This window comes from Oxalobacteraceae bacterium OTU3CAMAD1, from assembly GCA_024123915.1.
GTDB lineage: Bacteria > Pseudomonadota > Gammaproteobacteria > Burkholderiales > Burkholderiaceae_D > Rugamonas.
Map to the genome: position 1 here is coordinate 531,616 of CP099650.1, position 24,746 is coordinate 556,361.

Here is a 24,746-nt window from a genome sequence, read left to right on the forward strand (position 1 = left end):
ATACATAGTGTGCGATTGAATAGCAAGCTATTTCATAGGAATTTTTTTATCCGATGCGTTGACGTATATGTGACTAATGTCGCACAATGGTGGCATTAGTCACACAGGGGCCGCCATGACCATCCCATCCATCACCGAACTAACCGTGCTCAAGGCGCTGTGGAAGCAGCAGCCGCTGAGCGCGCGCGAAATCCACCAGCACATAGAAGACGAGCTCGGCTGGTCGTTCTCTTCGACCCGCAAGACGCTCGAGCGTATGCTCGACAAGGGATCGCTCGCCCAGCACACCGTGCACGGCGTGCAAGTTTATACGGCGGTGCTGGAGAAGGTCGGCACCCTGGCCGCGTTCGCGCGCGATTTCGGCCAGCGGGTGATGGAGATGGACGGCCCCCTGCCCGTGAATATGTTCACCGGCAGCAAGCTGGTCGACGATGACGAGCTGGCGCAACTCGAACAACTGCTGAAGGACTGGCCAGACGAGCCGGACGCGCCATGAGCTTCGACGATCTGCTGATTTACCGGTTTTTGCTGGCATGCGCCGGCTGCCTGGCCGCCGGCTTGGGCGTGTGGGCCATGCTGGCGGTGCTGGGCCGGCGCCTGCCCGCGCTGGCGTCGCAACGGTCGATCTGGCTGCTGGGCCAGGTCACCGTCGCCGCCGCCTTCCTGGTGGTGATGCTGCCGCACAGCGAACGACTGCGCGTGGTGCCGCAAATCGAACTGCCGAATCCGGCCACGGCCGCCGCGCCCGCGCCGGGCAAATCCACGCCCTCGACCGCCGCGACGGGCGCCGAGTGGAGCACGGATGTGCGGCCGGCGGGGCGGTCCTGGCTGGCCGTCGGCGCCAGCGCCTGGCTGGTGGTGTATCTGTCCGGCCTGGGCTACGCCACGTTCCGGCTGTGGAAAGCGGGGCGCTTCCTGCGCGGTTTGTCGGCGTCGGGCAGCAGCGTTCCCGGCACGTTGGCCGGCGACGCCGAAGTGATCGAGGTGGACGCGCCGATCTCGCCGATGTTGTACGGGTTTTTCCGCGCGCGTCTGCTGCTGCCCACGCATCTGTGCAGCTTCGATCCGCTGCAACGGCAGATGATGATCGAGCACGAGGTGACGCATTTGCGCCGGCGCGACCTGCAATGGATGGCTGCGGGCCTGCTGCTGCAAACGCTGTTCTGGTTCAATCCCTTCATGCGGATGCTGCGCGGGCGGCTGTCGTGGGCGCAGGAGCTGGGTTGCGACCGCGAGGTGCTGCGCGGCCGTCCGCCGGCCCAGCGCAAGGCTTACGCTGCGGCGCTGCTGGCGCAGTTGAAGATGCAAGGAGCGGGCGTCGAGACGGCGCTCGCTTTCGGCAGCGTTGGAGCGCGGCAGCTGGCCGCCCGCATCGGCTTGATACGCGCGCCGTCCGGCGCCGGGCGCTCGCTGTGGCTGCGGCTTGGGGCGCTGGCCGGATTGGCCGGCATCTTCCTCGTCACGCTGGCGTTTCAGCCGGCGCTGGCATGGCGCATCGATCCACAGTCGGCGGCGGCTTCGCGCCAGCCGTTCAGCTGCCTGACGATGTCCGACGCGGCCACCGGCGCCACCCTGGCGAACGAAGGCCGCTGCGACGAGCGCGTGACGCCGGCGTCGACGTTCAACATCGTGGTCAGCCTGATGGGCTACGACAGCGGCATCCTGACCGACGCGCACACGCCGATGATGCCGTTCAAGGCCGGCTATACCGACTACAACGAGTCGTGGCGGCAGGACACCGATCCCACGCTGTGGTTCAAGAACTCGGTGCTGTGGTTCGCGCAGCAGGTGACGGCCGCCTTGGGCATGGAGCGCTTCAAGCGCTACATCGACGGCTTCGATTACGGCAACCGCGACCTCTCCGGCGACGCCGGCAAGGACAACGGCCTGTCGCTGTCCTGGGTCGGCTCGAGTCTGAAGATTTCGCCGGTCGAGCAGGTGGCCTTTCTGCGCAAGATGGTGCGGCGCGAGCTGCCGCTGTCGCCGCAGGCTTACGAGATGACGTCGCGGATCATGGCGCCGGTGACGCTGTCCAACGGCTGGACCGTCCAGGGGAAAACCGGGACCGCGTCGCCGGTGCGGGTGGAGGGCGGCGGCGCCGGCGAGATGCAATACGGCTGGTATGTCGGCTGGGCCAGCAAAGGCGATCGCACCGTGGTGTTCGCGCATCTGGTCCTGGACCACACGCAGAACGGCGGCGTCGGCGGCCCCCGCGCCCGCGCCGCCGTGCTGCGCGAGCTGCCGGCGCGCCTGGACAAGCTTTATCCACCAAAGGAATGACTATGCAAAGTATGAAAAGTTTGATGCTGTCGGCGGTGTTTGCCGCAGGTTTGTTCGCAGCGCCTGCCATGGCCGAGGACTGGAACGATCCGCAGGAGCCGTTCGCGGTGTTCGGCGACACCTGGTACGTCGGCACGCGCGGCCTGAGCGCCGTGTTGATCACGTCGCCGCAGGGCCACATCCTGATCGACGGCGGCAGCCCCGAGTCGGCGCCGATGATCGCGCAGCATATCCGCCAGCTGGGATTCAAACTGGAGGACATCAAGTTCATTCTCAACTCGCACGACCACTTCGACCACGCCGGCGGCATCAGCGAATTGCAAAAACTGTCCGGGGCGACCGTGCTGGCCAGCGTGCAGGGCGAAAAGGTGCTGCGCAGCGGCCAGCCGAGCAAGGGCGATCCGCAATATGGCGAGCTGCCGGCGATGAAGCCGGTCGCCAATACCCGCGCCGTGGCCGATGGCGAAGTGGTCAAGCTCGGGCCGCTGGCGGTGACGGCGCGCTACACGCCGGGCCACACGCAGGGCGGCGTGAGCTGGACCTGGCGCTCCACCGAGAACGGCAAGGGCGCGGCCATGGTGTATGCGGACAGCCTGAACGCGTTCACCGCCAAGCCGTTCCGCTACAGCGATTCCAAGTCGTATCCGAGCGCGTTGGCCGATATCAAAAAATCGATCGCCACGGTGGCGGGGCTGGACTGCGACATCCTGATCTCGGCGCATCCCGGTGTCTCCGACCTGTTCGAGCGCCAGGCCAAACAGGCCAAATTGGGCAACGCGGCCTTTATCGACCGCCAGGGATGCCGCGATTATGCGCAGGCGGGCACCGAGCGGCTGAATAAAACGCTGGCGGCGGAGGCTGCGGGGAAATAGGGCAGCGGATAGTGGGAATTGATAATCATTCTCATTATCTAGTAAAATGACGGCATCCTTTCAATTTGATGCCTTCTTGTCCACTCATGTCCCAGCTTCGTCTCGTTCCTGTTTACCTCGCGCTGTGCGCCGCTTTTCCATCCGCCGCGCTGGCGCAGGAGACCGATGAAAAAATCCTGCAGACCGTCAAAGTGACGGCCGCGCGGGCCGACGGTTTCGTGCCGACGACGGTCGAAGCGGGCAGCTTCCGTGGCGCCGACATCATGGAAGTGCCGTCGACGGTCAACGTCGTCACGCGCGAAGTGCTGGAGCTGCAGGCGGCCGGTGGTTTGTACGACGCGCTGCGCAACACTGCTGGCGTCACGCGCCAGCAAAACGGCGGCGAGACCTGGGACCAGCTGGTCATACGCGGCATCGCGGTGGAAAACCGCACCAACTATCGCCTCAACGGCTCGCTGCCGATCATGAATTTCGGCCAGGTGCCGATGGAGGACAAGGAGCGTGTCGAAGTTTTGAAGGGCGCGACCGCGCTGTACTACGGCTTCACGTCGCCGGCCGGCGTGGTCAACTTCGTCACCAAGCGCGCCGGCGCCACGCCGGTGACCACGGTGGGCATGACGGTCGACCAGAACGGCACTGCGGTGGCCACCGCCGACGTCGCGCGCCGCTTCGGCGAGCAGCAGCAGGTCGGCGTGCGTATCAACGCCGCCGGCGGCACCCTGGGCAGCTATCTGGACGATGTGGGCAACGGCAACCGCCGCTTCATCTCGGCGGCGCTGGACTGGCGCGTCAACGCGCGCCTGCGCCTGGCGGCCGACCTGGAATACGACAAGCGCCGCGTCACCGAACAAGTGGGCATCACCCTGCCGACCGCCGTCAACGGCGTGATCACCCTGCCGGCGACCGTCGATCCGAAACGCCTGATCGGCCCGGACTGGGCCAAATTCGAGACCGAGACCAAGAACGCGCTGCTGCGCGCCGACTATGCGCTGAGCGACAACTGGGCGCTGACCGTCGAAGGCGGCCACTCGGAAACGGCGCGCGACCGCGCGCTGCCGATCTTCCGCTTCACGAACAACGCCGCCATCGCCACCGGCGCCGGCCGCATCACCGGCAACCTGCAACACAGCGTGCTCGATTCGACCATGCTGCGCGCCGAACTGGCGGGCACGGTGACCACCGGCCCGGTCAAGCATGACGTCACCTTCGGCGTGAACCGCACCGACAAGGGACAGGACCCGATCTACCAGGCCACCTTCACGATTCCGTCGCAGAATTTGTACAACCCGACGCCCGTTACCAACTACACCGTCAGCGCCTATTCCACCACGCCGACCACCGCCGGCCTGGAGACGCGCGACTCGGGCGCCTACGCGATCGACCGCATGACCTTTTCGCCGAACTGGCAGGCCGTCGCCGGCGTGCGCAGCGTGAAGTACAAGAGCGACCAGGGCACCAACCATTACGACGTGAGCAAAACCACGCCGATGGCGGCGCTGATCTACAAATATACCGACGACCTGTCGTTCTACGTTTCCGGCTCGCAGGGCCTTGAGGAAGGCGAGACCGCGCCGACCGGCACCGCCAACGCCAACCAGCGCCTGGCCCCCGGCGTGAGCCGCCAGAAGGAACTGGGCGCACGCTGGCGCATGCCGGGCGCCGGCGGCACCCTGGTGCAGGCTTCGCTGTTCGAGATCAATCGTCCGGGCTACTACACCAACACCGCCAACATCTACAGCGCCGACGGCGAACAGCATTTCCGTGGCCTGGAGCTGTCCACCCAGGGCAAGTTGACGCCGCAATTGTCGTGGCAAACCTCGGCCCAATTCATCGATCCGGAGTTCCGCGACATTGGCGCCGCCTACAACGGCAAACTGCCGGAGAACGCCGCCAAGCGCACCGCCAGCGCCTTCCTGTCGTATGAACTCGACGCGGTGCCGGGCCTGTCGTTCAACGGCGGCGCGTATTACACCGGCAGCCGTCCGGTCAACGATTTGAACCAGGCCTTCCTCGGCGGCGCCACCTTGTTCAGCGTCGGCGGCCGCTATGTGACGACGGTCATGGGCAAGCGCACCAGCGTGCAGCTCAATGTGGAAAACGCGGGCGGCAAGGAGTACTGGGCCGGCGCGGGCACGCGCCTGAGCTCCGGCGCGCCGCGCCTGATTAAACTGGGCGTGAAGGTCGATCTGTGAAAAAGCTCTGGTTCCAGCTGCACTGGTTTGTCGGCATTACCGCCGGCACGATCCTGATACTGATCGGGCTTACCGGCGCTATCCTCGCGTTCCGCGAGGAGATACTGGACCTGCTGAATCCGGGCGTGATGCACGTGCCGGTGGAGCCGGCGGCGCCGGTGCTGGCGCCGCCGCAACTCGCGCAAGCGACCAAGCGACTGCATCCGGACGCGCGCATCACCGGCATCATCGTCTACACCGAACCGGGGACCACCGCGCGCGTGACCATGGCGCCGGCGCCGGGCGCCGAGCATGGCGAAACGATTTATCTCAACCCCTACACCGGCGCGCTGCTGCCGCCACTGCACTACGACGAGGCCTTCGAATGGGTGGAGTCGCTGCACCGCCACCTGCTGCTGCCGCGCGACGTCGGCCGCATTGTGCTGGGCATACTGGCGATCTGCCTTCTCGGGCTGTCGCTTAGCGGACTATATCTGCGCTGGCCGCGCCGCGCGCTCGACTGGCGCACCTGGCTGACCTTCGACACGCGCCTCAAAGGTCGCTCCTTCCTGTGGGGACTGCACTCGGTGGCCGGCACCTGGGCGCTGGTCGCGTACGTGGTCTTCACGTTGACCGGTTTGTACTGGAGCTTCGACGTGATGCGGGACACCGTCGACGGCTGGCTGGGCACCACCCGTCCGCCGCGCGTGGCGACCGCGCCGAAGCCGAAAGGGGTGAAGCCGCCGAAGGCCGCCGCCGAGCAGGCCGACCTCACCGCGAGCTGGGCGACCTTCCAGCAGGCCGCGCCGGACTGGAAAATGGCCTTCCTGCGGCCGCCGGAGCGCGCCACGCAGCCGATCCAGATCCTGTGGGTGGCCAACGACGCGCCGCACGTGCGTGCGCGCGGCCGCATGTCGGTCAACCAGCAGACCGGCGCCATGATCAAGAACGAGCCGTATCGCGACATGGCGGTCGGCACGCGCGCGCAGTCGACGATTTATCCGCTGCACATGGGGACGTATTTCGGCTTGCCCGGTCGTCTGTTCATGTTCCTTACCAGCCTGGCGCTGCCGGGCTTCGCGATCACCGGCTGGATGCTGTACCTGAACCGCCGCCGCCAGAAGCGCATCGCGCAGGCCGAGCGCGCGCAGTTTGCCGCCGCCGCCGGCGCCAACGCCACCGATGACGCTTTGGAGCCGGTGCTGATGGCCTACGCGAGCCAGACGGGCCAGGCCGAACGTCTTGCGCTGCAAAGCGCGGCCGCCCTGCAAAAGGCCGGCGTTCCGGTGCACGTGCATTCGCTGGAAAAACTGACGCCGCCGCAGCTGGTCAAGTACCGGCGCGCGCTGTTCGTCGCCAGCAGCTTCGGCGAAGGCGAACCGCCGGACGGCGCGCGCCGCTTCAGCCGCCTGCTGCAAACGGCGGCGGAGGAACTGGCGCACATGCAGTACGCGGTGCTGGCGCTGGGCGACCGTAATTACGTGCAGTTCTGCGGCTTCGGCCAGACCTTGGACCAGCGCCTGCGCGTGATGGGTGCGCGGCCGCTGCATCCGATGATCGAAGTCGATAACGGCGACGCCGGGGCCCTGGCGCGTTGGTCGCACACCTTGCGTGAGCTGATCGGCGGCGATTCGGCCGAGGTGTCGCTGTCGGCGGCGGTGGCGGAGTCGGATTACACTAACTGGACGCTGATGGAACGCCAACTGCTCAACCCCGGCAGCGTCGGCGATGGGCTCTACGAAATCACGTTGTGCACCGGCGATGCCGAAGCGGCCGCCAACTGGCAACCGGGCGCGCTGGTCGACATCTGGCCGGGCCACTACACGCCGGAAGGCGCCAGCGACGAGCAGCGCCAGGCCATCGCGCCGCGCCGCTACTCGCTGGCGTCGCTGCCGTCGGACGGCGGCATGCAGCTGCTGGTGCGCCAGGTCAAACACGAACAGGGCTTGGGCTTGGCCTCCGGCTGGCTGACGGCGCAGGCCGCACTGGGTGACGCGGTGCGCGTGCGTCTGGTGGCCAATCCTTCGTTCGACGCGCATCCGCAGCCGCTGCCGAGCATTTACATAGGCAATGGTTCCGGCATGGCGGGGCTGCGTTCGCATTTGCGCGCGCGCGTGCGCGGCGGCGTGCGCCGCAACTGGCTCATTTTCGGCGAGCGCCAGCGCGAGTTCGACAGCATCTGCGCGGACGAAATTCGCGATTACCGCGAACGCGGTTTCCTGCCGGAGCTCGACCTGGTGTTCTCGCGCGACGTCTCTGGCGGCGAGTATGTGCAGGACCGCATGCGTACCAAGGCCGATACTTTGCGCGCCTGGATCGCCGACGGCGCCGTGCTGTATGTCTGCGGCAGTTTGCAGGGCATGGCCGGCGGCGTCGAAGCCGCGCTGGAGGAAATCATCGGCCGCGCCGCGCTCGACGATCTGATCGAGACGGGCCGCTATCGCCGCGATGTATACTGATCTTGTCTCGAGCCGTCGACGGCTCTTGGCCGATTACGCTGCGCTAATCCGCCCTACGTGATTTAACGCGGCTTTCAAATTGCGGCTTTCATGACAGGATGGGGTTTATATGCGCAGAACTCTTGTTTCCTTGATGTTGGCAGGCGTGACGACGGCCTCCATGGCTGCCGAGGAGTGGGGCTACGCCACGCCCTCCGACGCCGGCCTCGATCCGCGATCGCTGGAGGCCATGGACGCGGCGGTGCGCAAGGGTGATTTCAAGCAGATCACTAGCATCCTGATTGCCAGCGGCGGTAAGCTGGTCTACGAGGCCTACTTCGACGCCGAGGGCGAAGCCGCCCTGCGCAACACGCGTTCCGTGACCAAGAGCGTCACCGACATGCTGGTGGGGATCGCGATCGACAAGGGCAGCCTGTCCGGCGTGGCGGCGCCGGTGTTCGCCTTCTTTCCCGAGCGGCAGCCGGTGCGCTATCCCGATCCGCGCAAAGCCAGGATCACCATCGAAGATTTGCTGAGCATGAGCTCCATGCTCGAATGCGACGATCAAAACCAGTACTCGCGCGGCAACGAGGAGAGCATGTACCTGATCGAGGACTGGACCCAGTTCGCGTTGGACCTGCCGATCAAGGGTTTCCCCGCCTGGACGCCGAAGCCTAAGGACTCTCCGTACGGTCGCAGTTTTTCTTACTGCACCGCCGGTCCGACCTTGATGGGGCCTTTGCTGGAGAAGGCCACCGGCGAGAAAGTCGACCATTTTGCGCAACGCACCCTGTTCAACCCACTTGGCATCAGCAAACTTCAGTGGCAATACACGCCTGCGGGGACGGCGATGACGGGCGGCGGGCTGGCTTTGCGCAGCCGCGATCTGCTCAAGCTCGGCCAGCTGTATCTCGATGGCGGCATCTGGCAGGGCAAACGCGTAATCTCGGAGCAGTGGGTGCGGCAATCGATGGCGCCGCACGTGCGGGTCGACGACAGCACGGATTATGGTTATTGGTGGTGGATCAAGAGCTTCCCGCTGGAAGGCAAGACCTACCGCACGGTGATGATGCAGGGAAGCGGCGGGAACAAAGTGGTGATCATGCCGGAGCAACGCATGGTGGCGGTGATCACGACGACCAATTTCCAGGTCCGCTCGCCGCACGCGATCACCGACAAGCTGCTGACCGATTACGTTTTTAAAGCGATGAAGTGAGGCGCCACCGGTTGGTGTCGCCGACGGCTCGCCGAATGGCGGATTACGCCACGCTAATCCGCCCTACGTGTCTCCTCGATTACCCTGCGGCCAACGCATACCTTGGATCTACGTAGGGCGGATTAGGCGGAACGCCGTAATCCGCCGTGTGTGAGCCGCCGGCGCCTAAAGCGCGGTCTCGTAGCCTTCGAGGACGTTGACGACGTTGGTGCCCAGCTCCTTGACCGCGTAGCCGCCCTCGAAGATGAAGGCGGTCGGAAGGCCGAGATACGCCAGGCGCTCGCCCACTTTCAGATAATCCGCGCTTTGCAGCGCGAAGCGCGACAGCGGATCCCCGGCGAAGGTGTCCACGCCCAGCGACACCACCAGCGCGTCCGGCGCGAAGCCGCCGATGCGGATGCAGGCCGTCTCCAGCGCCGTGAACCACGCCTTGACCGAGCTGCCCGCCGCCAGCGGAAGGTTCATATTGAACCCCTGGCCCGCGCCTTCGCCCCGTTCATCCGCATGCCCCAGATAAAACGGATACTCGCTACGCGGATCGGCGTGTATCGACACGAACAACACGTCGTCACGCCCATAGAAAATACTCTGCGTGCCGTTGCCGTGGTGGTAGTCGATGTCGATGATGGCGACCTTTTTCGCGCCGTCGTCGAGCATGTGCTGCGCGGCCAGCGCGGCGTTGTTCAGGAAGCAGTAGCCGCCGAAGAAATCGGCGCCGGCATGGTGGCCCGGCGGGCGGCTGAGCACAAACGCGCCGCGCTCCCCCAGCCGCAGCGCGTGCGCGGCGTTGACCGCGCAGTCGGCGCCGGTCTTGGCGGCGGTCCAGGTGCCGGCCGTGAGCGGCGTGCCGCTGTCCATCGAGTACAAACCGAGTTTGGCGCAGAAGTTATCCGGTTCGATGTCGTCGCGCAGCGTGCGCACCGGCCAGACGGCGGGGAAGGCGTCCTTCTGCGCGTTGGCCGGATCGAGCGCCAGCCATTCGCTCCACGCGGTGCGCAGGAAGTGCAGGTAGCGCGGCGTGTGGATGCGTTCGAGCGACATCAACGGCACGCCGTGCGGCGTGACGATGCGGCCAAGGCCGCGCCGGCCCAGCTCCGCCAGCACCGAGTCGGCCCGCTCCGGCTTTTCGAAGCACGGCACCATCTCGCCGCGAAAAATCTCGTAGCGTCCCCGGTGCTGGGCATGCAGCTCGTTGTAGAAGGTGAGCACGGGTGTCTCGAAGGTTTGTGGTTAGTCGCAGTCGACGGTGGAGTGGCACAGATTGCTGGCGCGGTAGGCGGCGACGTAGTCGTCGAAATTACTTTGCGGGGCGGCTTCCATTTCGGCCTGTTCGGCCAGCGAGACGGCGGCCAGGCCGTCGAAATACGCCACCTCGTCCGCGCTCGGCGGATGGCTGCGGAAGTAGGCGGCGTGCTTTTCGCTCTGCGCCAGGCCGAAGGCGGCGAACGACTTGCCGTTGGCTTGCAACGTCGCCAGCACCTTGGCCGACGGCGTCAGGCTGGCGTCGGCCAGCTTGGCCGCTTGCGACGCCATTGCGTCGACATGGGCGCTGTCGCCGCGCAGCGAGTCGAGCAACTCGGCCGCCGGGCGGATACGTTCGAGCAGTTCGGCGCCCCAGCTTTGCAGGCCGATGTCGCCGTCGTCGTTGGTCAGCATCAGGCCCGGACGGCGGCCTTCCTTGACGGTGCGGGCAAAGTTGCGCGTGTGGCGCAGGCTTTCCTCCGGCGTGATCTTCGGGCTTTCCTCCAGCGCGCAGAACAGCAGGAAGGCGTCGAGGAAGCGGCCCGCTTCGACGCTGATGCCGACCGGTTCGAACGGGTCGACGTCCATGCAGCGCACTTCGATGTATTGCACGCCACGCGCGCACAGCGCCTGGATCGGCCGTTCGCCGGTTTGGATCACACGCTTCGGACGGATGGTGGAGTAGTACTCGTTTTCGATCTGCAGCACGTTGGTGCTGAGCTGTATCCATTCGTCATCGCGCTTGGTGCCCAGTTCCGCGTAAGGCGCGTACGGCTGGTTGACGGCCTTGGTCAGCGCGGCGACGTAACTGTCCAAACAGTTCTCGTGCGGGCTCAGACCCGATTGCGCGTCGTTCTGGTAACCGAGGTCGCTCATGCGCAGGCTGGTGGCGTAGGGCAGGTACAGCGTGTCCTCGGACAGCGTTTCGAGCTTGTGCGGACGGCCGCGCAGGAAGCCGGTCGACAGCACCGGCGAGGCGCCGAACAGGTACATCAGCAGCCAGCTGTAGCGGCGGAAGTTGCGGATGGTCGCGAGGTAGGCTTCCGACTGGTAGCCCTTTTTCGACAGGCGCTTTTCCGACGGTTCATTCTCCGCCAGCACGCGCCACAGGCGTTCGTCCAGCGAGTAGTTGTAGTGGATGCCGGCGATGCACTGCATCGCTTTACCGTAGCGCAGGGCCAGGCCGCGGCGGTACACATGTTTGAGCGTGCCCAGATTGGAGCTGCCGTACCAGGCGATCTCGATGTCTTCCTCGCCGGGCAGCTGGCATGGCATCGACTGGCTCCACAGCAGCTCGTCGCCCAATTTGCTGTAGGCGTAGCGGTGGATGCCATCGAGCTTTTCGATGGTGGTGGCGATGTCCTTTTCGGCCGGCGTGATGAACTCCAGCAGCGCCTCGGCATAATCGGTGGTGATTTGCGGATGCGTCAGGGCCGAGCCCATGGCCACTGGATGCGGCGTGGCGGCCAGGTGGCCGCTCCGGTCAACCCGCAGTGTTTCGCGCTCGATGCCACGCAAGCCGCCGAGCACCGCGCGGTGCTCTGGCTTGGCCAGCAGTGCCAGGCGGCGAGTCAGTAGATTGGACAATTGGATCTTCCTTTCGTGTTGCATCAAACAAACTGTGAGGTGCGAGATTAACCGAAAACGGGCAAACGCGTCGGCGGCGGCCAAAACTCGGCCGTCCTCGAGGAAACACGTAGGGCGGATTAGGCGGAACGCCGTAATCGGCCGTGCATGCGCCGCCGATAGATATATCGCTTGCTAGTTTATCAAATAGTTCGGAGGGTAGCGCAAAGCCACGATACCGCAGGGAAGGGCCGCCTTTCAGTGCGCCCGCGCACCGGTCACGCGCTCGATGCCGGCCAGGTCGGTCCAGCTTTGCACGTCGGTGTAACCTTGTTCGGATAATAACTGTCGCACGGCCGCCGATTGGTCGTAGCCGTGCTCCATCAGCAGCCAGCCGCCGGGCTTCAAACGCGCCTTGGCGCCGGCTACGATGATGCGCAGCGCCGACAGGCCGTCGGCGTGGTCGGTCAGCGCGCCCACCGGTTCGTAGCGCAGATCGCCCTCGGACAGATGACGGTCGCCGCTGGCGATGTAGGGCGGGTTGGAGGCGATGACGTCGAACGGCGGCAGGCCGTCCAGCGCCGCGTACCAGTCGCTTTGCAGGAAGGTGACGCGGGCGCCGTTGGCGGCGGCGTTGCGGCGCGCGACGGCCAGCGCCTCTTCGCTGACATCGAGGGCGGTGACGGCGGCGTCGCGCCGTGTGTGGGCCAGGGCGACGGCGATGGCGCCGCTGCCGGTGCCCATGTCGAGCACACGGCCCGAAGGCGGCAGGCGATCCAGGGTCAGCTCGACCAGCAGTTCGGTGTCGGGACGCGGGATCAGCACCGCACCGCTGACTTCAAATGGCAGGCCGAAAAACTCGCGCTGGCCGACGATGTAGGCGATCGGTTCGCCGTCCAGGCGGCGTTGCACAAGCGCGGCGAAGCGCTGTGCCTCGTCGGCGTCCAGCGCCCGTTCGGACTGGGTGATCAGGCTAACGCGGGTCAGTCCCAGCGCGTGGCACAACAGGATGCGGTTATCCAGCGCATCGAGCAGCGACTGGATTTGCAGCGCGCCGACGGTGACGCCGGCCCCGATGGCGTCGAGTCGCTCGATCATGCGCGCGGGCGTCGCAGCAGGGCCCACGCCAGCGCGAGGGCGAAGAAGGCGAACCAGATGAAGGACCACTGCGGAATCGACAGGCCGAACCACGGCGCCAGCGCGTCTTCGCACAGGCCGTCGGCCCTGAACAGGAAGGGCAGGTAAGTGGCGGTGGGGATCTTGTTGAGGAAGGTCTCCATCGGATCGATGCCGCACGACAGGCCGGGATTGGCCAGCACGTACAGGTGGTCGCCGGCGTAGTACAACCCTCCCAGCGCGGCCAGCAGGCCGACGCCGGCGCCGATTTTAGGCTTGCTGATGTAGGCGCCGATCAGCGATGCGAAGCCGATCGCCAGGAACAGGTAGCGCTGGATCACGCACAGCGGACAAGGGAGCATGTCGAGGCCATGCTGCAGATACAGGGCGACGGCGATCAGGCCGAAGCTGGCGAAGGCGATAAACAGCAGCAGGGAGCGGGACTGGTTCATGTTGTTATCCGTTTTTGTATATCGCGTGATTTTCGCACATCACCGGGAGCGGGGTCTTAGGCGGCTCTTAATCTTAACCCGCACCGCCAAGCTGGGGTCGTACCCCTTGGGGTACGACCCCGCCCGGCTGTGCGGGTTAATCGCCCAGCGCCGCCAGCAACTCGGCCTGGTGCTCGGCCGCCAGCGCGTTGGTCAGCTCCGTCAGGTCGCCGTCCATGATGAAGTCCAGCTTGTACAAGGTCAGGTTGATGCGGTGGTCCGTCATGCGGCCCTGCGGGAAGTTATAGGTGCGAATCCGCTCGCTGCGGTCGCCCGAGCCGATCAGGCTCTTACGGGTGGCCGCTTCCTTCGATTGCTGCTCGCGCAGTTGCACGTCCTTGATGCGCGCGGCCAGCACCTTCATCGCCTGCGCCTTGTTCTTGTGCTGCGAGCGGTCGTCCTGGCATTCGACCACGATCCCGGTCGGCAAGTGGGTCAGGCGCACCGCCGAATCGGTCTTGTTGATGTGCTGACCGCCGGCGCCGGAGGCGCGGAAGGTGTCGATGCGCAGGTCGGCCGGGTTGATGTTGACGTCTTCGACTTCGTCCGCCTCCGGCATCACCGCCACGGTGCAGGCGGAGGTGTGGATGCGACCCTGGGTTTCGGTGGCCGGCACGCGCTGCACGCGGTGGCCGCCGGATTCGAACTTCAGCTTGGCGTAGACGCCGTTGCCGACCAGGCGCACGATCACCTCGCGGTAGCCGCCCAGGTCCGACGCCGATTCCGACACCACTTCCACCTGCCAGCGATTGCGCTCGGCGAAGCGGGTGTACATGCGCAGCAGGTCGCCGGCGAACAAGGCCGATTCGTCGCCGCCGGTGCCGGCGCGGATTTCGAGGAAGATGTTGCGCTCGTCGTTGGCGTCCTTCGGCAGCAGCATTTTCTGCAGCTCGATTTCCAGCTCCGCCATGCGGGCCTTGGACGCTTCGATTTCGTCCTGCGCGAACTCCTTCATCTCGGGATCGGACAGCATCTCCTGCGCGGCGACGCCGTCGCCGATCGCTTCCTGGTAGGAGTTGTACAGCGCGACCAGCGGACCGAGTTCGGCGTGCTCGCGGGTCATTTTCCGGTAGGCGTCCATATTGCTGGTCGCGCCTTCGGACATCAGCAGTTCATCGAGTTCGACCAGGCGGTTGGCCAATTGATCGAGCTTGGACAGCATGGATGGTTTCATAGCGTATTCGGTATTCTGTGAGGGGTGAAGCGGATGCCGCGTGGACGCGGCGCGGGGTGCAGCTTGGCTCCGACCGGCGGCAAACGCCGTCGGTGGTGTGGTGCGTGCGGGGTCGCTAACGACGGCCGCGGAACAACTGCGGCAGCAGTTCGGCCAGGTGGGCGCGCTCGTCGCCCTGGGCACGGTGCAGCGCCTGCTGCGGACCGTGCATGAATTTCGCGGTCAGGCCCTTGGACAGGGCTTCGAGGACGGCGTCGATATCCTCGCCCTTGGCCAGCATCTTGCGGGCGCGTTCCAGTTCGATCTGGCGCAGCGCCTCGCCATTTTCCTGCAAACTTTGAATCACCGGCACCACGGCGCGGTCGTCGATCCAGTGCATGAACGACTGCACCCGCGTTTCGATGATCGCCTCGGCCTGCGCGACGGCTGCCTGGCGGTTCTCCATCCCGGTCTGCACGACTTTACCGAGATCGTCGACGGTGTACAGGAAGGCGTCGTTCAGGCGCGCCACTTCCGGTTCGATATCGCGCGGCACGGCCAGATCGACCATGAACATCGGCTTGTGGCGCCGTGCCTTGATCGCGCGCTCCACCATGCCAAGGCCGATCAGCGGCAGCGACGAGGCGGTGCACGAGATGACGATGTCGTACTGGTGCAGTTTGTCCTGCAGGTCGGCCAGGCGGATCGCGCGGCCGCCGTAGCGGTGCGCCAGCATCTCGCCGCGCTCGAGCGTGCGGTTGGCGATGGTGATGGTCTTTGGATTCTGCGCCGCGAAGTGAGTGGCGCACAATTCGATCATCTCGCCGGCGCCGATGAACAGCACGTTCTGCTCGGAGATCTTGTCGAAGATGCGCTGCGACAGGCGCACGGCGGCGGCGGCCATCGACACGCTGTGCGCGCCGATTTCGGTGGTGCTGCGCACTTCCTTGGCGACCGAGAAGCTGCGCTGGAACAGCTGGTGCAGATAGGTGCCCAGGCCGCCCGCCTCGTCGGCGGTGCGGATCGCGTCCTTGATCTGGCCGAGGATCTGCGTCTCGCCCAGCACCATCGAATCGAGCCCGGAGGCGACGCGGAAGGTGTGGCGCACGGCGTCGTGCTGCGGCAACAAATACAGGTGCGGGCGCAGTTCGGCGTAGTTCAGCTTATGGAAATCGGCTAGGAAATGGGCGCCGGCGTCGAGCGGCTCGGGCACCTGGCTGGCCGCGTAGAGCTCGGTGCGGTTGCAGGTCGACAGGATCGCCGCCTCGTCGCTGCCGCGATGGTCGATGCGCTCGAACCACGAACGCGCCGCCACCACCGCCTGGCCGAGCTGGTCAGGGGCGAACGCCAGCTGCTCGCGTAGCGAGACCGGTGCGGTGTTGTGGTTGAGGCCGACGGCGAGCAGCTGCATTGCGGGTCCGGACGATGGATTAGCGGACATTATACCGTGATGTACCTGTATGTTGCCCCGAAGCTGCCTAAAGCCATAGCAGCGGCGGTCGCGGCCTACCCGTCTCCCGAGCGGACGGCGGGAGGGATTACGCCGCGCCGAGTTTTTCCAGGCGGTAACCGTAACTGTAGACCGGCACCAGGCGGAAGCCGTTTTCCGGTTTCAGCTGCAATTTGTTGCGCACGCGCGAAACGTGGGTGTCCATGGTGCGGGACGGCACGGCGGTCTCGCGTATCCACACGGCCTCATGAATATAGGCGCGCGACAGCGGCCGGCCGATGTTGCGGAAAAATAACAGTGCGAGGTAGAACTCTTTGTGGGTAACGTCCAACACCACGCCATCCATCAGCAAACGGCCGGGTCGCGTCTCGAAAACGTATTGACCAAATTGCAATTGTTCGGCGCCGTTCTGGGCCGGATAGGCGCGGCGCAGCAGCGCTTGCACGCGCGCGACCATCTCGCTGCGGCGTAACGGCTTGATCATGTAATCGTCGGCGCCGGCGGCCAGGCCGGCGACGATATCGTCCTCGCCGGAGCTGGTCGTGAGGAACAAAACGGGGGCGCTGTCGGGCAGCTTTTCACGAGCGCGGCGCATCACTTCGGCGCCGGTCAGATCGACCACCTGCCAGTCGAGTATGAGCATGTCGTAACTGTCTTTACGCAGCTGTGCCAGCACGTCTTTTGCTGTCTGAAAACTGTGGCAAATGTGGCCGGCGGAGGTCAGTACCTGGCAGATCAAGTCTGCCTGGCTGCGGTCGTTGTCGAGTACGGCGATTCTCATACTGCTGCCTGTAGGAAATATATGTTAAAGAGATGTCACGTCAAATATAACAGAGATTCACAAATTAATTGGCAGAATGATTAAATATTTTTTTTGGGACATTAACGTTTGTCGTTTGACAATGCATTTTTGTTGCACTTTTTCATCGTGCGCGCCCGTCCGGTTATTACACGGTACACTGGAAAAAGCCCGAATTCAATGAAGAAGTTGAAATTTGGAAAGAATCTTCAGTTCATCCGGGAGGCGCTATGGGACTCAAATCAAACACCAACTGGACCCTGGTTCCGGGCACCGCGCGCGATATTGATGCAGTGCGGGAACGCTGCCGGAAACTGGTGCGGCGTCGCGCCAGGTGTCGGCCGGCGTCGCGGCGGTGCCGATTCCGGGCCTCGACGTGGTGTCGGACATGCGCCTGTTCGCGCAGCTGATCGACGACATCAACCACGAGTTCGGTTTGTCCGACGAGCAGATCGAGAAGCTGCAGCCCAAGTTCAGGCTGATCGCCTATGAAGCGGCGATCGGCGTCGGCGGCATGCTGATCGGTAAGGTGGTCACGCGCGAGGTGGTCACGCAGTTGCTGCGCCGGAGCGGCATGAAGGTGGTCGCGGGCCAGGCCGGCAAGATGGTGCCGCTGGCCGGCCAGCTGGCGGCGGCCGGGATCGGATTTTTCGCGTTCCGGCAGATCGGCTACCAGCACGTGGAAGCCTGCGCCAAGGTGGCGGCGAAGCTGGTGACGGCCGGTGTCGCGCACGACGGCGGAGTGGTCCGCCCGGCCTGATTGTGTCGTGGACGACACGTTGCGGGGCCGCGAGACCCGCACTGCCAACCGGGGTCGGACCCTGTTGGGTCCGACCCCTAAGCGGTGACGCTGGCGTATCGCTAAAAGTCTATGGGGTTACGCGTCCGGCAGCACCACGTTCACGTCCAGCACTTCCAGGTTGCCCTGGCGATCGAGCGAGATCTTGATGTCGTCGGCGTTGACCTTGGTGTACTTCGAAATCACCTCGATCAATTCCTTGTGCAGCGCCGGCAGAAAATCCGGACCGCTGCGGCCATTGCGCTCGCGCGCGATGATGATCTGCAACCGCTCCTTGGCCGCCGTCGCGGTTTTCTGTTTTTGCGGGAACAGGAAAGAAAGCAGGGCCATGTCACTTGCTCCCAAAAATACGCTGCAGAAGGCCTGGCTTTTCATAATTGACGAAGCGCAACGGCAATTCCTGGCCGAGGAAACGCGACACCACGTCTTCGTAGGCTTCCGCAACATCGGTGCCCTTGAAGTGAATGGCCGGGTTACCCTGGTTTGAAGCGTGCAGCACCGATTCCGATTCCGGGATGATGCCGATCAAAGGAATGCGCAGGATTTCCTGCACGTCTTGGTACGACAGCATTTCGTCCGCTTCCACGCGTTTCGGCGAGTAGCGGGTGATCAGCAGATGTTCCTTGACCGGCTCGCCGCCGGTCTGGGCGCGGCGCGACTTGGCCTGGATGATGCCGAGGATGCGGTCCGAATCGCGCACCGACGACACTTCCGGATTGGTAACGATGATCGCTTCGTCGGCGAAGGTCAACGCCATCAGCGCGCCATGCTCGATACCGGCCGGCGAATCGCAGATGATGAACTCGAAGCCCATGTTGATCAGCTCATGCAGTACGACTTCCACGCCGTCTTCCGATAGCGCATCCTTGTCGCGCGTCTGCGAGGCCGGCAGGATGAACAGGTTGTCGCAGTGCTTGTCCTTGATCAGCGCCTGGGTCAGCGACGCTTCCTTGTTGATCACGTTGATCAGGTCGTAGACGACGCGGCGTTCGCAGCCCATGATCAGGTCGAGGTTGCGCAGGCCGACGTCGAAGTCGATGACGGCCGTCTTATGGCCGCGCATGGCCAGGCCGGTGGAGAAGCTCGCGCTGGAAGTCGTCTTACCGACACCGCCCTTGCCGGACGTCACTACAATGATTCTCGCCACAAATAATCCTTTTCAGAGAGATGAACAGCAGGCCACTCAGGCGCGGTTCGCGGAATTGACAGATAGTATATCGATTCGGTCGCCGACCAAGCGAATTTGCGCAGGGGAACGCGCGAACTCGGCCGGGAAACCGTCTTCAAAAGTACGGTAAACGCCGGCAATTGACACCAATTCCGGCGACATGGTCATCGCGAAGATGCGCGCCTCGGGGTTGCCGGAGGCGCCCGCCAGCGCGCGGCCGTGGAGCGTGTTGTAGACATGGATGCTGCCGTCGGCAATGACTTCGGCGCCGTTGTTGACGACCGCCGTGATGATCAGGTCGCAGCCGCGCGCGTAGATGCGCTGACCGGCGCGCACCGGGGTGTCGATGATCATGACGCCGGCGTTGCCGGGCAGGCTGTCGGTGGCTGCCGCCGCCGTTGCCGCCGCGACCGGCGCTTTGCTGGCGGCCGGGGCTGGTGCTGGCGTTGCCGTCTTGGCGGCCGCTTTGGCCGCAGTTTTGGCCGACTCGACGTCGACCTCGTCGGCGCGCGGCTTGGTCGGAGTTTCCAGGCTCAGTCCGTGCGCGGCGATGTCGGCGGCCATGGACGGCGGCGCGTTGCGCACGGCGACCGGATTCAAGCGGTATTTTTTCAGCAGGGCGATGATGCCGGCCCAGTCGACCGGATCGCTGCCGGCCGGCAGCGCGGCGACGTCGATCACGGCCAGGTCGTCTTCAAAAAAGTCGGTGGTGCCGCCGGTCATTTCGGCCAGCGCGGCGTCGAGAGCGATGCTGTCGGCGGTCGCCAGGATGGCGGAGACGGCGACAACGGTGGAAATCTTGATTTCGATAGGCTTTTGAAACAGGCTCTTGGACATGGGCGACAGTATTAGAGGTTAACCTCGCGCGCATGCGCAGGCACGAGCATTCTACTGTGGAAAGCGGGAGATGGGGAGGCCCGATACGCGTGCGCGCCAGCAAATATGCGGGCGGCAGCCCATTCTGAATCACGTAGGGCGGATTAGCGCAGCGTAATCGGCCAATGCATGCGCCGTTCGCGGCTCATACATGGCCGATTACGGCGTGCCGCCTAATCCGCCCTACGTGTCTCCACGGTAATGCCGATGTCTGTTGCCCTTAATAAATGGCGTGCTCGGCGCGCAATTGGTGCGCTGCCGCCACCATGTTTCGCAGCGCCGTCTCCGTCTCCGCCCAGCCGCGCGTCTTCAGGCCGCAGTCCGGATTCACCCAGAGATTGCTAGCAGGAATCACCGCGCTGGCCTTGCGCAGCAGCCTCACCATTTCCGCCTGCCCGGGCACGCGCGGCGAGTGGATGTCGTACACGCCCGGTCCGATCTCGTTCGGATAGCGGAACTGTCCGAACCCATTGAGCAGCTCCATGTCCGAGCGGCTGGTCTCGATCGTGATCACGTCCGCGTCCATCGCGGCGATCTGCGGCAGGATGTCGTTGAACTCGGCATAGCACATGTGCGTGTGGATCTGCGTGCCGTCCGCCGCCACGCCGGCCGAGACGCGGAACGCGCGCGTGGCCCAGTCCAGATACTCGTCCCAACGGCTCCGGCGCAGCGGCAAGCCTTCGCGCACGGCGGGTTCGTCGATCTGGATGATGCCGATGCCGGCCCGCTGCAAATCGTCGACCTCGTCACGGATCGCCAGCGCGACATGCAGCGCGGTACGCGAGCGCGGCTGGTCGTCGCGCACGAACGACCATTGCAAGATCGTGATCGGTCCCGTCAGCATGCCCTTCATCGGCTTGCCGGTCAGGCTTTGCGCGTGCACGGTCCAGTCCACCGTCATCGCTTTCGGACGGCTGACGTCGCCATAAATGATGGGCGGCTTGACGCAGCGCGAGCCGTACGACTGCACCCAGCCCAGTTGCGTGAAGACAAAGCCGTCCAGCTGCTCGCCGAAATATTCAACCATGTCGTTGCGCTCGGCTTCGCCGTGCACCAGCACGTCGAGTCCCAGTTCCTCTTGGCGGCGCACCGCGTAGGCGATCTCTTCGCGCATTTTACCTTCGTAGTCGGCGGCGTTCAGTTCGCCGCGCTTGAAGCTGGCGCGGGCGGCGCGGATGGCCGGCGTTTGTGGGAACGAGCCGATGGTGGTGGTCGGAAAGTCGGGCAATCGCAGGCGCGCGCGCTGCACGGCCTGGCGTTGCGCGAAGCCCGATTGCCTGCGGTCGGCGTCGTCACCGAGCACGGCCAAGCGTTCCCGCACGGGGGACTGGTGCACGCGTTCGCTCGTACGGCGGCCGGCCAGCGCGGCGCGCGAGACGTCCAGCGCATCGATGACCGAGGCTTCGTGGATGCCTTGCAGCGCCTGCTTCAGCACGTACAGCTCGTCCAGCTTTTCGGTGGCGAAGGCCAGCCACGATTTGATGTCGCCGTCGAGTGCCTGTTCGGCGGCGAGCGTGAACGGCACATGCAGCAGCGAGCACGACGACGACAGCCACAGTTTGCCGCCGCGCTTGTCGGCGATGGGCGCCAGGGTGGCCAGCGCGGCGTCCAGATCGGTGCGCCAGATGTTGCGGCCGTCGACGATGCCGACCGACAGCACCTTGTGCACCGGCAGCCAGTCGGCGATGCTGGTCAGCTCATGCGCGGCACGCACGCCGTCCACATGCAATCCTGCGACAGGCAGGCGGCAGGCCAGGCTGAGGTTTTCTTCCAGCGGCGAGAAGTAGGTCGCCAGCAGCAGCGGCACGCCGACCTGGTTGAGTTGCCAGTAGGTGTTTTCAAACGCGCTGCGCCATGGCGCCGGCAGGTCCAGGCCCAGGATGGGTTCGTCAACCTGCACCCACTGCACGCCTTGCGCCTTCAGGCGGTCCAGCGCCGCGCCATAGACCGGCAGCAGCTTGTCGAGCAGGTCCAGGCGGTTAAATCCAGCATCGCCGCCGCCGCCTTTTTCCTTGCCCAGCCACAGGAAGCTCAGCGGCCCGAGCAGAACGGCCTTGACCGCGTGGCCGAGCGCCTGCGCTTCGGCGACCTCGTCAAACAGCCGTTCGCAGGCCAGCGAGAACGCGGTTTCCGGTGTGAATTCCGGCACGAGGTAGTGGTAGTTGGTGTCGAACCACTTGGTCATTTCCAGCGCGGCCGAGGCGTGCACGTCGCCATCGTGCGAATGGTCGTGGCCGCAGTCGTGGCCGTATTCCTTGTCGCTGCCTTTGCCACCATTGCCGCCGTCGCCGCGCGCCATGGCGAAGTAGCGGCTCAGCTGCGATTGGCGGTGATCGAAGCCGTAGCGCGCCGGTTCGCAGCCCAATAGCTGAACATGATTGGCGACCTGGTCGTAGAAGGCGAAATCGCCGACGGTGACGAAGTCCAGCCCGGCGCGTGCTTGCAGCGCCCAGTGCCGGGCGCGCAACTCGCGGCCGACCGCTTCCAATCCGGCTTCCGCCAACTCGCCGCGCCAGTGCGATTCCAGCGCGAATTTCAGTTCACGTGCCGCGCCGATGCGTGGAAAACCCGGAATATGGGTGTGGATGTGGCTTGAGGCCGCTTTATTTGATGTTGTCATGATTGGTGTCATCCGCATTTAATATTGATGCGATAAAGTTTGCGGCATTCCGGTCTATAATCAAAACGAAAGATTTTGTAGTTTCACATGAAAATTTTTAATAGACCATGCTAGAGATACGCCACCTCCGCACCCTGAGCGCGCTCCGTTCGGCCGGCAGCTTGGTGCGCGCCGCCCAACTACTCAACCTGACCCAGTCGGCGTTGTCCCATCAGATCAAGTTACTGGAAGATCGCTACGGCGGACCGCTTTTTGAGCGAAAATCCGTGCCGATAGGCTTTACAGCCACCGGTGCGCGGCTGCTCAAACTGGCCGATATGCTGCTGCCCGAAATCGAGGCTGCCGAGCGCGAAGTGGCCCGTTTGACGCAGGGCGACACCGGCCAGCTGCGCGTCGCGCTGGAATGTCATACCTGCTTCGATTGGCTGATGCCGGTCATGGACGAGTTCCGCAAACGCTGGCCGGACGTCGAAATCGACCTGGTCTCGGGCTTCCACAGCGAGCCGGCCGAGCTGCTGCGTGCCGGCGCCGCCGACCTTGTCATCGGCTCGCCATACGGCCCGGATTTCGTAACCTTCCCGCTGTTCCGTTATGAAATCCTGGTCGTGATGGCGCAAAAACACCGGCTGGCGATGCAGCGCCGCCTTCAGGCGGCCGACTTCGAGGGCGAGACCTTGATCACCTATCCGGTGCCGGAAACCCGCATCGACCTGATCCGCGAAGTGCTGCAGCCGGCCGGCATCCAGGTCCAGCGCCGCACCGCCGAGCTCACCGTGGCCGTGCTGCAACTGGTCGCCAGCCGCCGCGGCATCGCCGCCTTGCCCAACTGGGCCATCAAGAACTATGTCGACTACGACTACGTCATCGCCAAGCCGGTGGGCGACCACGGCCTGTGGAGCGACCTGTTCGTCTCGGTGCCGGAGTCGCAAAAGCAGAAAGCCTACGTGCTCGATTTCGTTAAAGTGATACGCGAGCAGTGCGCCGCCACGCTCGACGGTATCAGATTATTGTCGTGACAAATTTACATTGTTTCTTCAAAATGTCTTGCGGCAGGTCGATGCAAAGATTGACACAAATCAAAGTGTTGCCAAATCCGGGCGCTTACGATGAGTCCGCGACTTTGGACAGTCTGCTGGCATGGATGCTGCTAGAGAAAATCATGGGCAGTCCTCGCGGCGACGCACAATCGAAACCCCCCACGCCATCGCCGTCGTAGGCGTATTATCGACGTTCACGTAGTTGATCAATGTTGTTGCTAAACTAAGCCGGCCTTGGCCGGCGTATTGGAGAGTCATATGGATGATGTAGTTATCGTGGCCGCTGGCCGTACCGGTGTCGGCAAATTCGGCGGCAGCCTCGCCAAGATCGCGGCCTCGGACCTGGGCGCGCATGTGATCAAGGGCCTGTTGGCCAAGACCGGCATCGATCCAAGCCAGATCAGCGAAGCGATTCTCGGCCAAGTGCTGACCGCAGGCGTCGGCCAGAACCCGGCCCGCCAGGCGGTCATCAAGTCCGGCCTGCCAGATTCCATTCCCGGTTTCACCATCAACCACGTGTGCGGCAGCGGTTTGAAAGCCACCCACCTGGCGGCCCAGGCGATTAAATGTGGCGACGCACAAATCGTCATCGCCGGCGGCCAGGAAAATATGAGCGCCTCGCCGCACGCGATGCCGGGTTCGCGCGACGGCTTCCGCATGGGCGAGATCAAGATGGTCGACACCATGATCGTCGACGGTCTGTGGGACGCGTTCAACCAGTACCACATGGGCATCACCGCCGAGAACGTCGCGAAAAAACACGACATCTCGCGCACCGAGCAGGACGAGTTCGCGCTGCAATCGCAACTGAAGGCCGAAGCCGCTCAAAAAGAAGGCAAGTTCAAAGACGAGATCCTGCCGCTGGAAATCGCCAGTAAAAAAGCCACCGTCGTCTTCGACACCGACGAATACATCAAGCCCGGCTCGACCATCGAAGGCCTGGCCGGCCTGCGTCCGGCGTTCAACAAGGAAGGCAGCGTCACCGCCGGCAACGCGTCCGGCCTGAACGACGGCGCCGCCGCCGTCATCATGATGTCCGCCACCAAGGCCAAGGAACTGGGCCTGCCGGTGCTGGCCAAGGTCAAGGCCTACGCCTCGTCCGGCCTGGACCCGGCCCTGATGGGCATGGGCCCGGTCTCGGCCAGCCGCCTGTGCCTGAAAAAAGCCGGCTGGACTCCGGACGATCTGGACCTGATGGAAATTAACGAAGCGTTCGCCGCGCAGGCCGTCGCCGTCAACAAGGAAATGGGCTGGGACACCAGCAAGATCAACGTCAACGGCGGCGCCATCGCCATCGGCCACCCGATCGGCGCGTCCGGCGCCCGCATTTTGGTCACCCTGATCCACGAAATGATCCGCCGCGACGCCAAGAAGGGCCTGGCCTCGCTGTGCATCGGCGGCGGCATGGGCGTGGCGCTGGCGATCGAGCGTCCGTAAGGTTTAAACATGCCG

20 protein-coding genes are annotated in these 24,746 nt (G+C 64.5%); 9 read left to right on the forward strand and 11 right to left on the reverse strand.

From position 1 onward, the window contains the following. The first annotated feature begins 115 nt into the window (after positions 1-115). From NHH88_02235 to NHH88_02260, 6 genes are all read left to right on the forward strand, one after another. Positions 116-496, forward strand: a complete 381-nt coding sequence (locus tag NHH88_02235; protein ID USX14633.1) for a BlaI/MecI/CopY family transcriptional regulator — start codon at positions 116-118, stop codon at positions 494-496. Continuing rightward, positions 493-2,280 (forward strand): class D beta-lactamase, encoded by a 1,788-nt coding sequence (gene blaOXA, locus NHH88_02240; protein ID USX14634.1) that lies wholly within the window; start codon positions 493-495, stop codon positions 2,278-2,280. The genes NHH88_02235 and blaOXA overlap by 4 nt, the downstream gene beginning before the upstream one ends. A 2-nt stretch (positions 2,281-2,282) precedes the next feature. Further along, positions 2,283-3,152 (forward strand): subclass B3 metallo-beta-lactamase, encoded by an 870-nt coding sequence (gene bla, locus NHH88_02245; GenBank protein USX14635.1) that lies wholly within the window; start codon positions 2,283-2,285, stop codon positions 3,150-3,152. A gap of 86 nt (positions 3,153-3,238) precedes the next feature. After that, the gene (locus tag NHH88_02250) at positions 3,239-5,344 is read left to right on the forward strand and encodes a TonB-dependent siderophore receptor (GenBank protein ID USX14636.1); all 2,106 of its coding nucleotides are present in this window, start codon (positions 3,239-3,241) and stop codon (positions 5,342-5,344) included. After that, positions 5,341-7,782 carry a sulfite reductase flavoprotein subunit alpha gene (locus NHH88_02255; GenBank protein USX14637.1) on the forward strand — a complete coding sequence of 814 codons (2,442 nt, stop codon included), beginning with the start codon at positions 5,341-5,343 and terminating at the stop codon, positions 7,780-7,782. The genes NHH88_02250 and NHH88_02255 overlap by 4 nt, the downstream gene beginning before the upstream one ends. Before the next feature lie 109 nt (positions 7,783-7,891). Further along, complete coding sequence (locus NHH88_02260; GenBank protein ID USX14638.1) at positions 7,892-8,977, forward strand: beta-lactamase family protein; 1,086 nt, start codon at positions 7,892-7,894, stop codon at positions 8,975-8,977. 165 nt (positions 8,978-9,142) lie between these two features. On the opposite strand, the gene NHH88_02265 is transcribed toward NHH88_02260, so the two are convergent. From NHH88_02265 to NHH88_02295, 7 genes are all read right to left on the reverse strand, one after another. Continuing rightward, positions 9,143-10,186: a histone deacetylase family protein gene (locus NHH88_02265; protein ID USX14639.1), complete on the reverse strand. Its 1,044-nt coding sequence runs from the start codon at positions 10,184-10,186 to the stop codon at positions 9,143-9,145. Between the two features lie 21 nt (positions 10,187-10,207). Further along, positions 10,208-11,806, reverse strand: coding sequence for a glutamate--cysteine ligase (gshA, locus tag NHH88_02270; protein ID USX14640.1), 1,599 nt, complete (start codon positions 11,804-11,806; stop codon positions 10,208-10,210). Between the two features lie 237 nt (positions 11,807-12,043). After that, positions 12,044-12,883 (reverse strand): peptide chain release factor N(5)-glutamine methyltransferase, encoded by an 840-nt coding sequence (gene prmC / locus NHH88_02275; protein USX14641.1) that lies wholly within the window; start codon positions 12,881-12,883, stop codon positions 12,044-12,046. Further along, positions 12,880-13,353, reverse strand: a complete 474-nt coding sequence (locus NHH88_02280) for a disulfide bond formation protein B (protein ID USX14642.1) — start codon at positions 13,351-13,353, stop codon at positions 12,880-12,882. Before NHH88_02280 ends, prmC begins: the two co-directional genes overlap by 4 nt. Before the next feature lie 136 nt (positions 13,354-13,489). Beyond that, a complete protein-coding gene (gene prfA, locus NHH88_02285) occupies positions 13,490-14,566 on the reverse strand; it encodes a peptide chain release factor 1 (GenBank protein USX14643.1) in 1,077 nt (358 codons plus the stop codon). 115 nt (positions 14,567-14,681) lie between these two features. After that, positions 14,682-15,956, reverse strand: coding sequence for a glutamyl-tRNA reductase (gene hemA / locus NHH88_02290; protein ID USX14644.1), 1,275 nt, complete (start codon positions 15,954-15,956; stop codon positions 14,682-14,684). A gap of 127 nt (positions 15,957-16,083) precedes the next feature. Continuing rightward, positions 16,084-16,776, reverse strand: coding sequence for a response regulator transcription factor (locus NHH88_02295; GenBank protein ID USX14645.1), 693 nt, complete (start codon positions 16,774-16,776; stop codon positions 16,084-16,086). Positions 16,777-17,128: 352 nt separating this feature from the next. Between NHH88_02295 and NHH88_02300 the strand changes: the two genes are divergently transcribed. After that, positions 17,129-17,554 carry a hypothetical protein gene (locus NHH88_02300; protein USX14646.1) on the forward strand — a complete coding sequence of 142 codons (426 nt, stop codon included), beginning with the start codon at positions 17,129-17,131 and terminating at the stop codon, positions 17,552-17,554. Between the two features lie 117 nt (positions 17,555-17,671). On the opposite strand, the gene minE is transcribed toward NHH88_02300, so the two are convergent. The 4 genes from minE to metE form a co-directional block, all read right to left on the reverse strand. Next, entirely contained in the window at positions 17,672-17,923 is a 252-nt protein-coding gene (minE, locus tag NHH88_02305; GenBank protein USX14647.1) for a cell division topological specificity factor MinE, read from the reverse strand. A gap of 1 nt (position 17,924) precedes the next feature. Next, entirely contained in the window at positions 17,925-18,740 is an 816-nt protein-coding gene (gene minD, locus NHH88_02310) for a septum site-determining protein MinD (protein USX14648.1), read from the reverse strand. 36 nt (positions 18,741-18,776) lie between these two features. Next, a complete protein-coding gene (gene minC, locus NHH88_02315; protein USX14649.1) occupies positions 18,777-19,598 on the reverse strand; it encodes a septum site-determining protein MinC in 822 nt (273 codons plus the stop codon). A gap of 259 nt (positions 19,599-19,857) precedes the next feature. Further along, a complete protein-coding gene (metE, locus tag NHH88_02320; GenBank protein ID USX14650.1) occupies positions 19,858-22,257 on the reverse strand; it encodes a 5-methyltetrahydropteroyltriglutamate--homocysteine S-methyltransferase in 2,400 nt (799 codons plus the stop codon). A 107-nt stretch (positions 22,258-22,364) separates the two neighbouring features. Between metE and NHH88_02325 the strand changes: the two genes are divergently transcribed. After that, complete coding sequence (locus NHH88_02325) at positions 22,365-23,273, forward strand: LysR substrate-binding domain-containing protein (protein USX14651.1); 909 nt, start codon at positions 22,365-22,367, stop codon at positions 23,271-23,273. 279 nt (positions 23,274-23,552) lie between these two features. Further along, positions 23,553-24,731, forward strand: a complete 1,179-nt coding sequence (locus NHH88_02330; protein ID USX14652.1) for an acetyl-CoA C-acetyltransferase — start codon at positions 23,553-23,555, stop codon at positions 24,729-24,731. Positions 24,732-24,746 lie beyond the last annotated feature (15 nt).

What these genes read in the sequence shown, in the direction of transcription:
- NHH88_02235 (USX14633.1), top strand. Translation starts at nt 116, where the DNA reads ATGACCATCCCATCCATCACCGAACTAACCGTGCTCAAGGCGCTGTGG.
- blaOXA (USX14634.1), top strand. Translation starts at nt 493, where the DNA reads ATGAGCTTCGACGATCTGCTGATTTACCGGTTTTTGCTGGCATGCGCC.
- bla (USX14635.1), top strand. Translation starts at nt 2,283, where the DNA reads ATGCAAAGTATGAAAAGTTTGATGCTGTCGGCGGTGTTTGCCGCAGGT.
- NHH88_02250 (USX14636.1), top strand. Translation starts at nt 3,239, where the DNA reads ATGTCCCAGCTTCGTCTCGTTCCTGTTTACCTCGCGCTGTGCGCCGCT.
- NHH88_02260 (USX14638.1), top strand. Translation starts at nt 7,892, where the DNA reads ATGCGCAGAACTCTTGTTTCCTTGATGTTGGCAGGCGTGACGACGGCC.
- prmC (USX14641.1), bottom strand. Translation starts at nt 12,883, where the DNA reads ATGATCGAGCGACTCGACGCCATCGGGGCCGGCGTCACCGTCGGCGCG.
- NHH88_02280 (USX14642.1), bottom strand. Translation starts at nt 13,353, where the DNA reads ATGAACCAGTCCCGCTCCCTGCTGCTGTTTATCGCCTTCGCCAGCTTC.
- prfA (USX14643.1), bottom strand. Translation starts at nt 14,566, where the DNA reads ATGAAACCATCCATGCTGTCCAAGCTCGATCAATTGGCCAACCGCCTG.
- hemA (USX14644.1), bottom strand. Translation starts at nt 15,956, where the DNA reads ATGCAGCTGCTCGCCGTCGGCCTCAACCACAACACCGCACCGGTCTCG.
- NHH88_02295 (USX14645.1), bottom strand. Translation starts at nt 16,776, where the DNA reads ATGAGAATCGCCGTACTCGACAACGACCGCAGCCAGGCAGACTTGATC.
- minE (USX14647.1), bottom strand. Translation starts at nt 17,923, where the DNA reads ATGGCCCTGCTTTCTTTCCTGTTCCCGCAAAAACAGAAAACCGCGACG.
- minC (USX14649.1), bottom strand. Translation starts at nt 19,598, where the DNA reads ATGTCCAAGAGCCTGTTTCAAAAGCCTATCGAAATCAAGATTTCCACC.
- metE (USX14650.1), bottom strand. Translation starts at nt 22,257, where the DNA reads ATGACAACATCAAATAAAGCGGCCTCAAGCCACATCCACACCCATATT.
- NHH88_02325 (USX14651.1), top strand. Translation starts at nt 22,365, where the DNA reads ATGCTAGAGATACGCCACCTCCGCACCCTGAGCGCGCTCCGTTCGGCC.
- NHH88_02330 (USX14652.1), top strand. Translation starts at nt 23,553, where the DNA reads ATGGATGATGTAGTTATCGTGGCCGCTGGCCGTACCGGTGTCGGCAAA.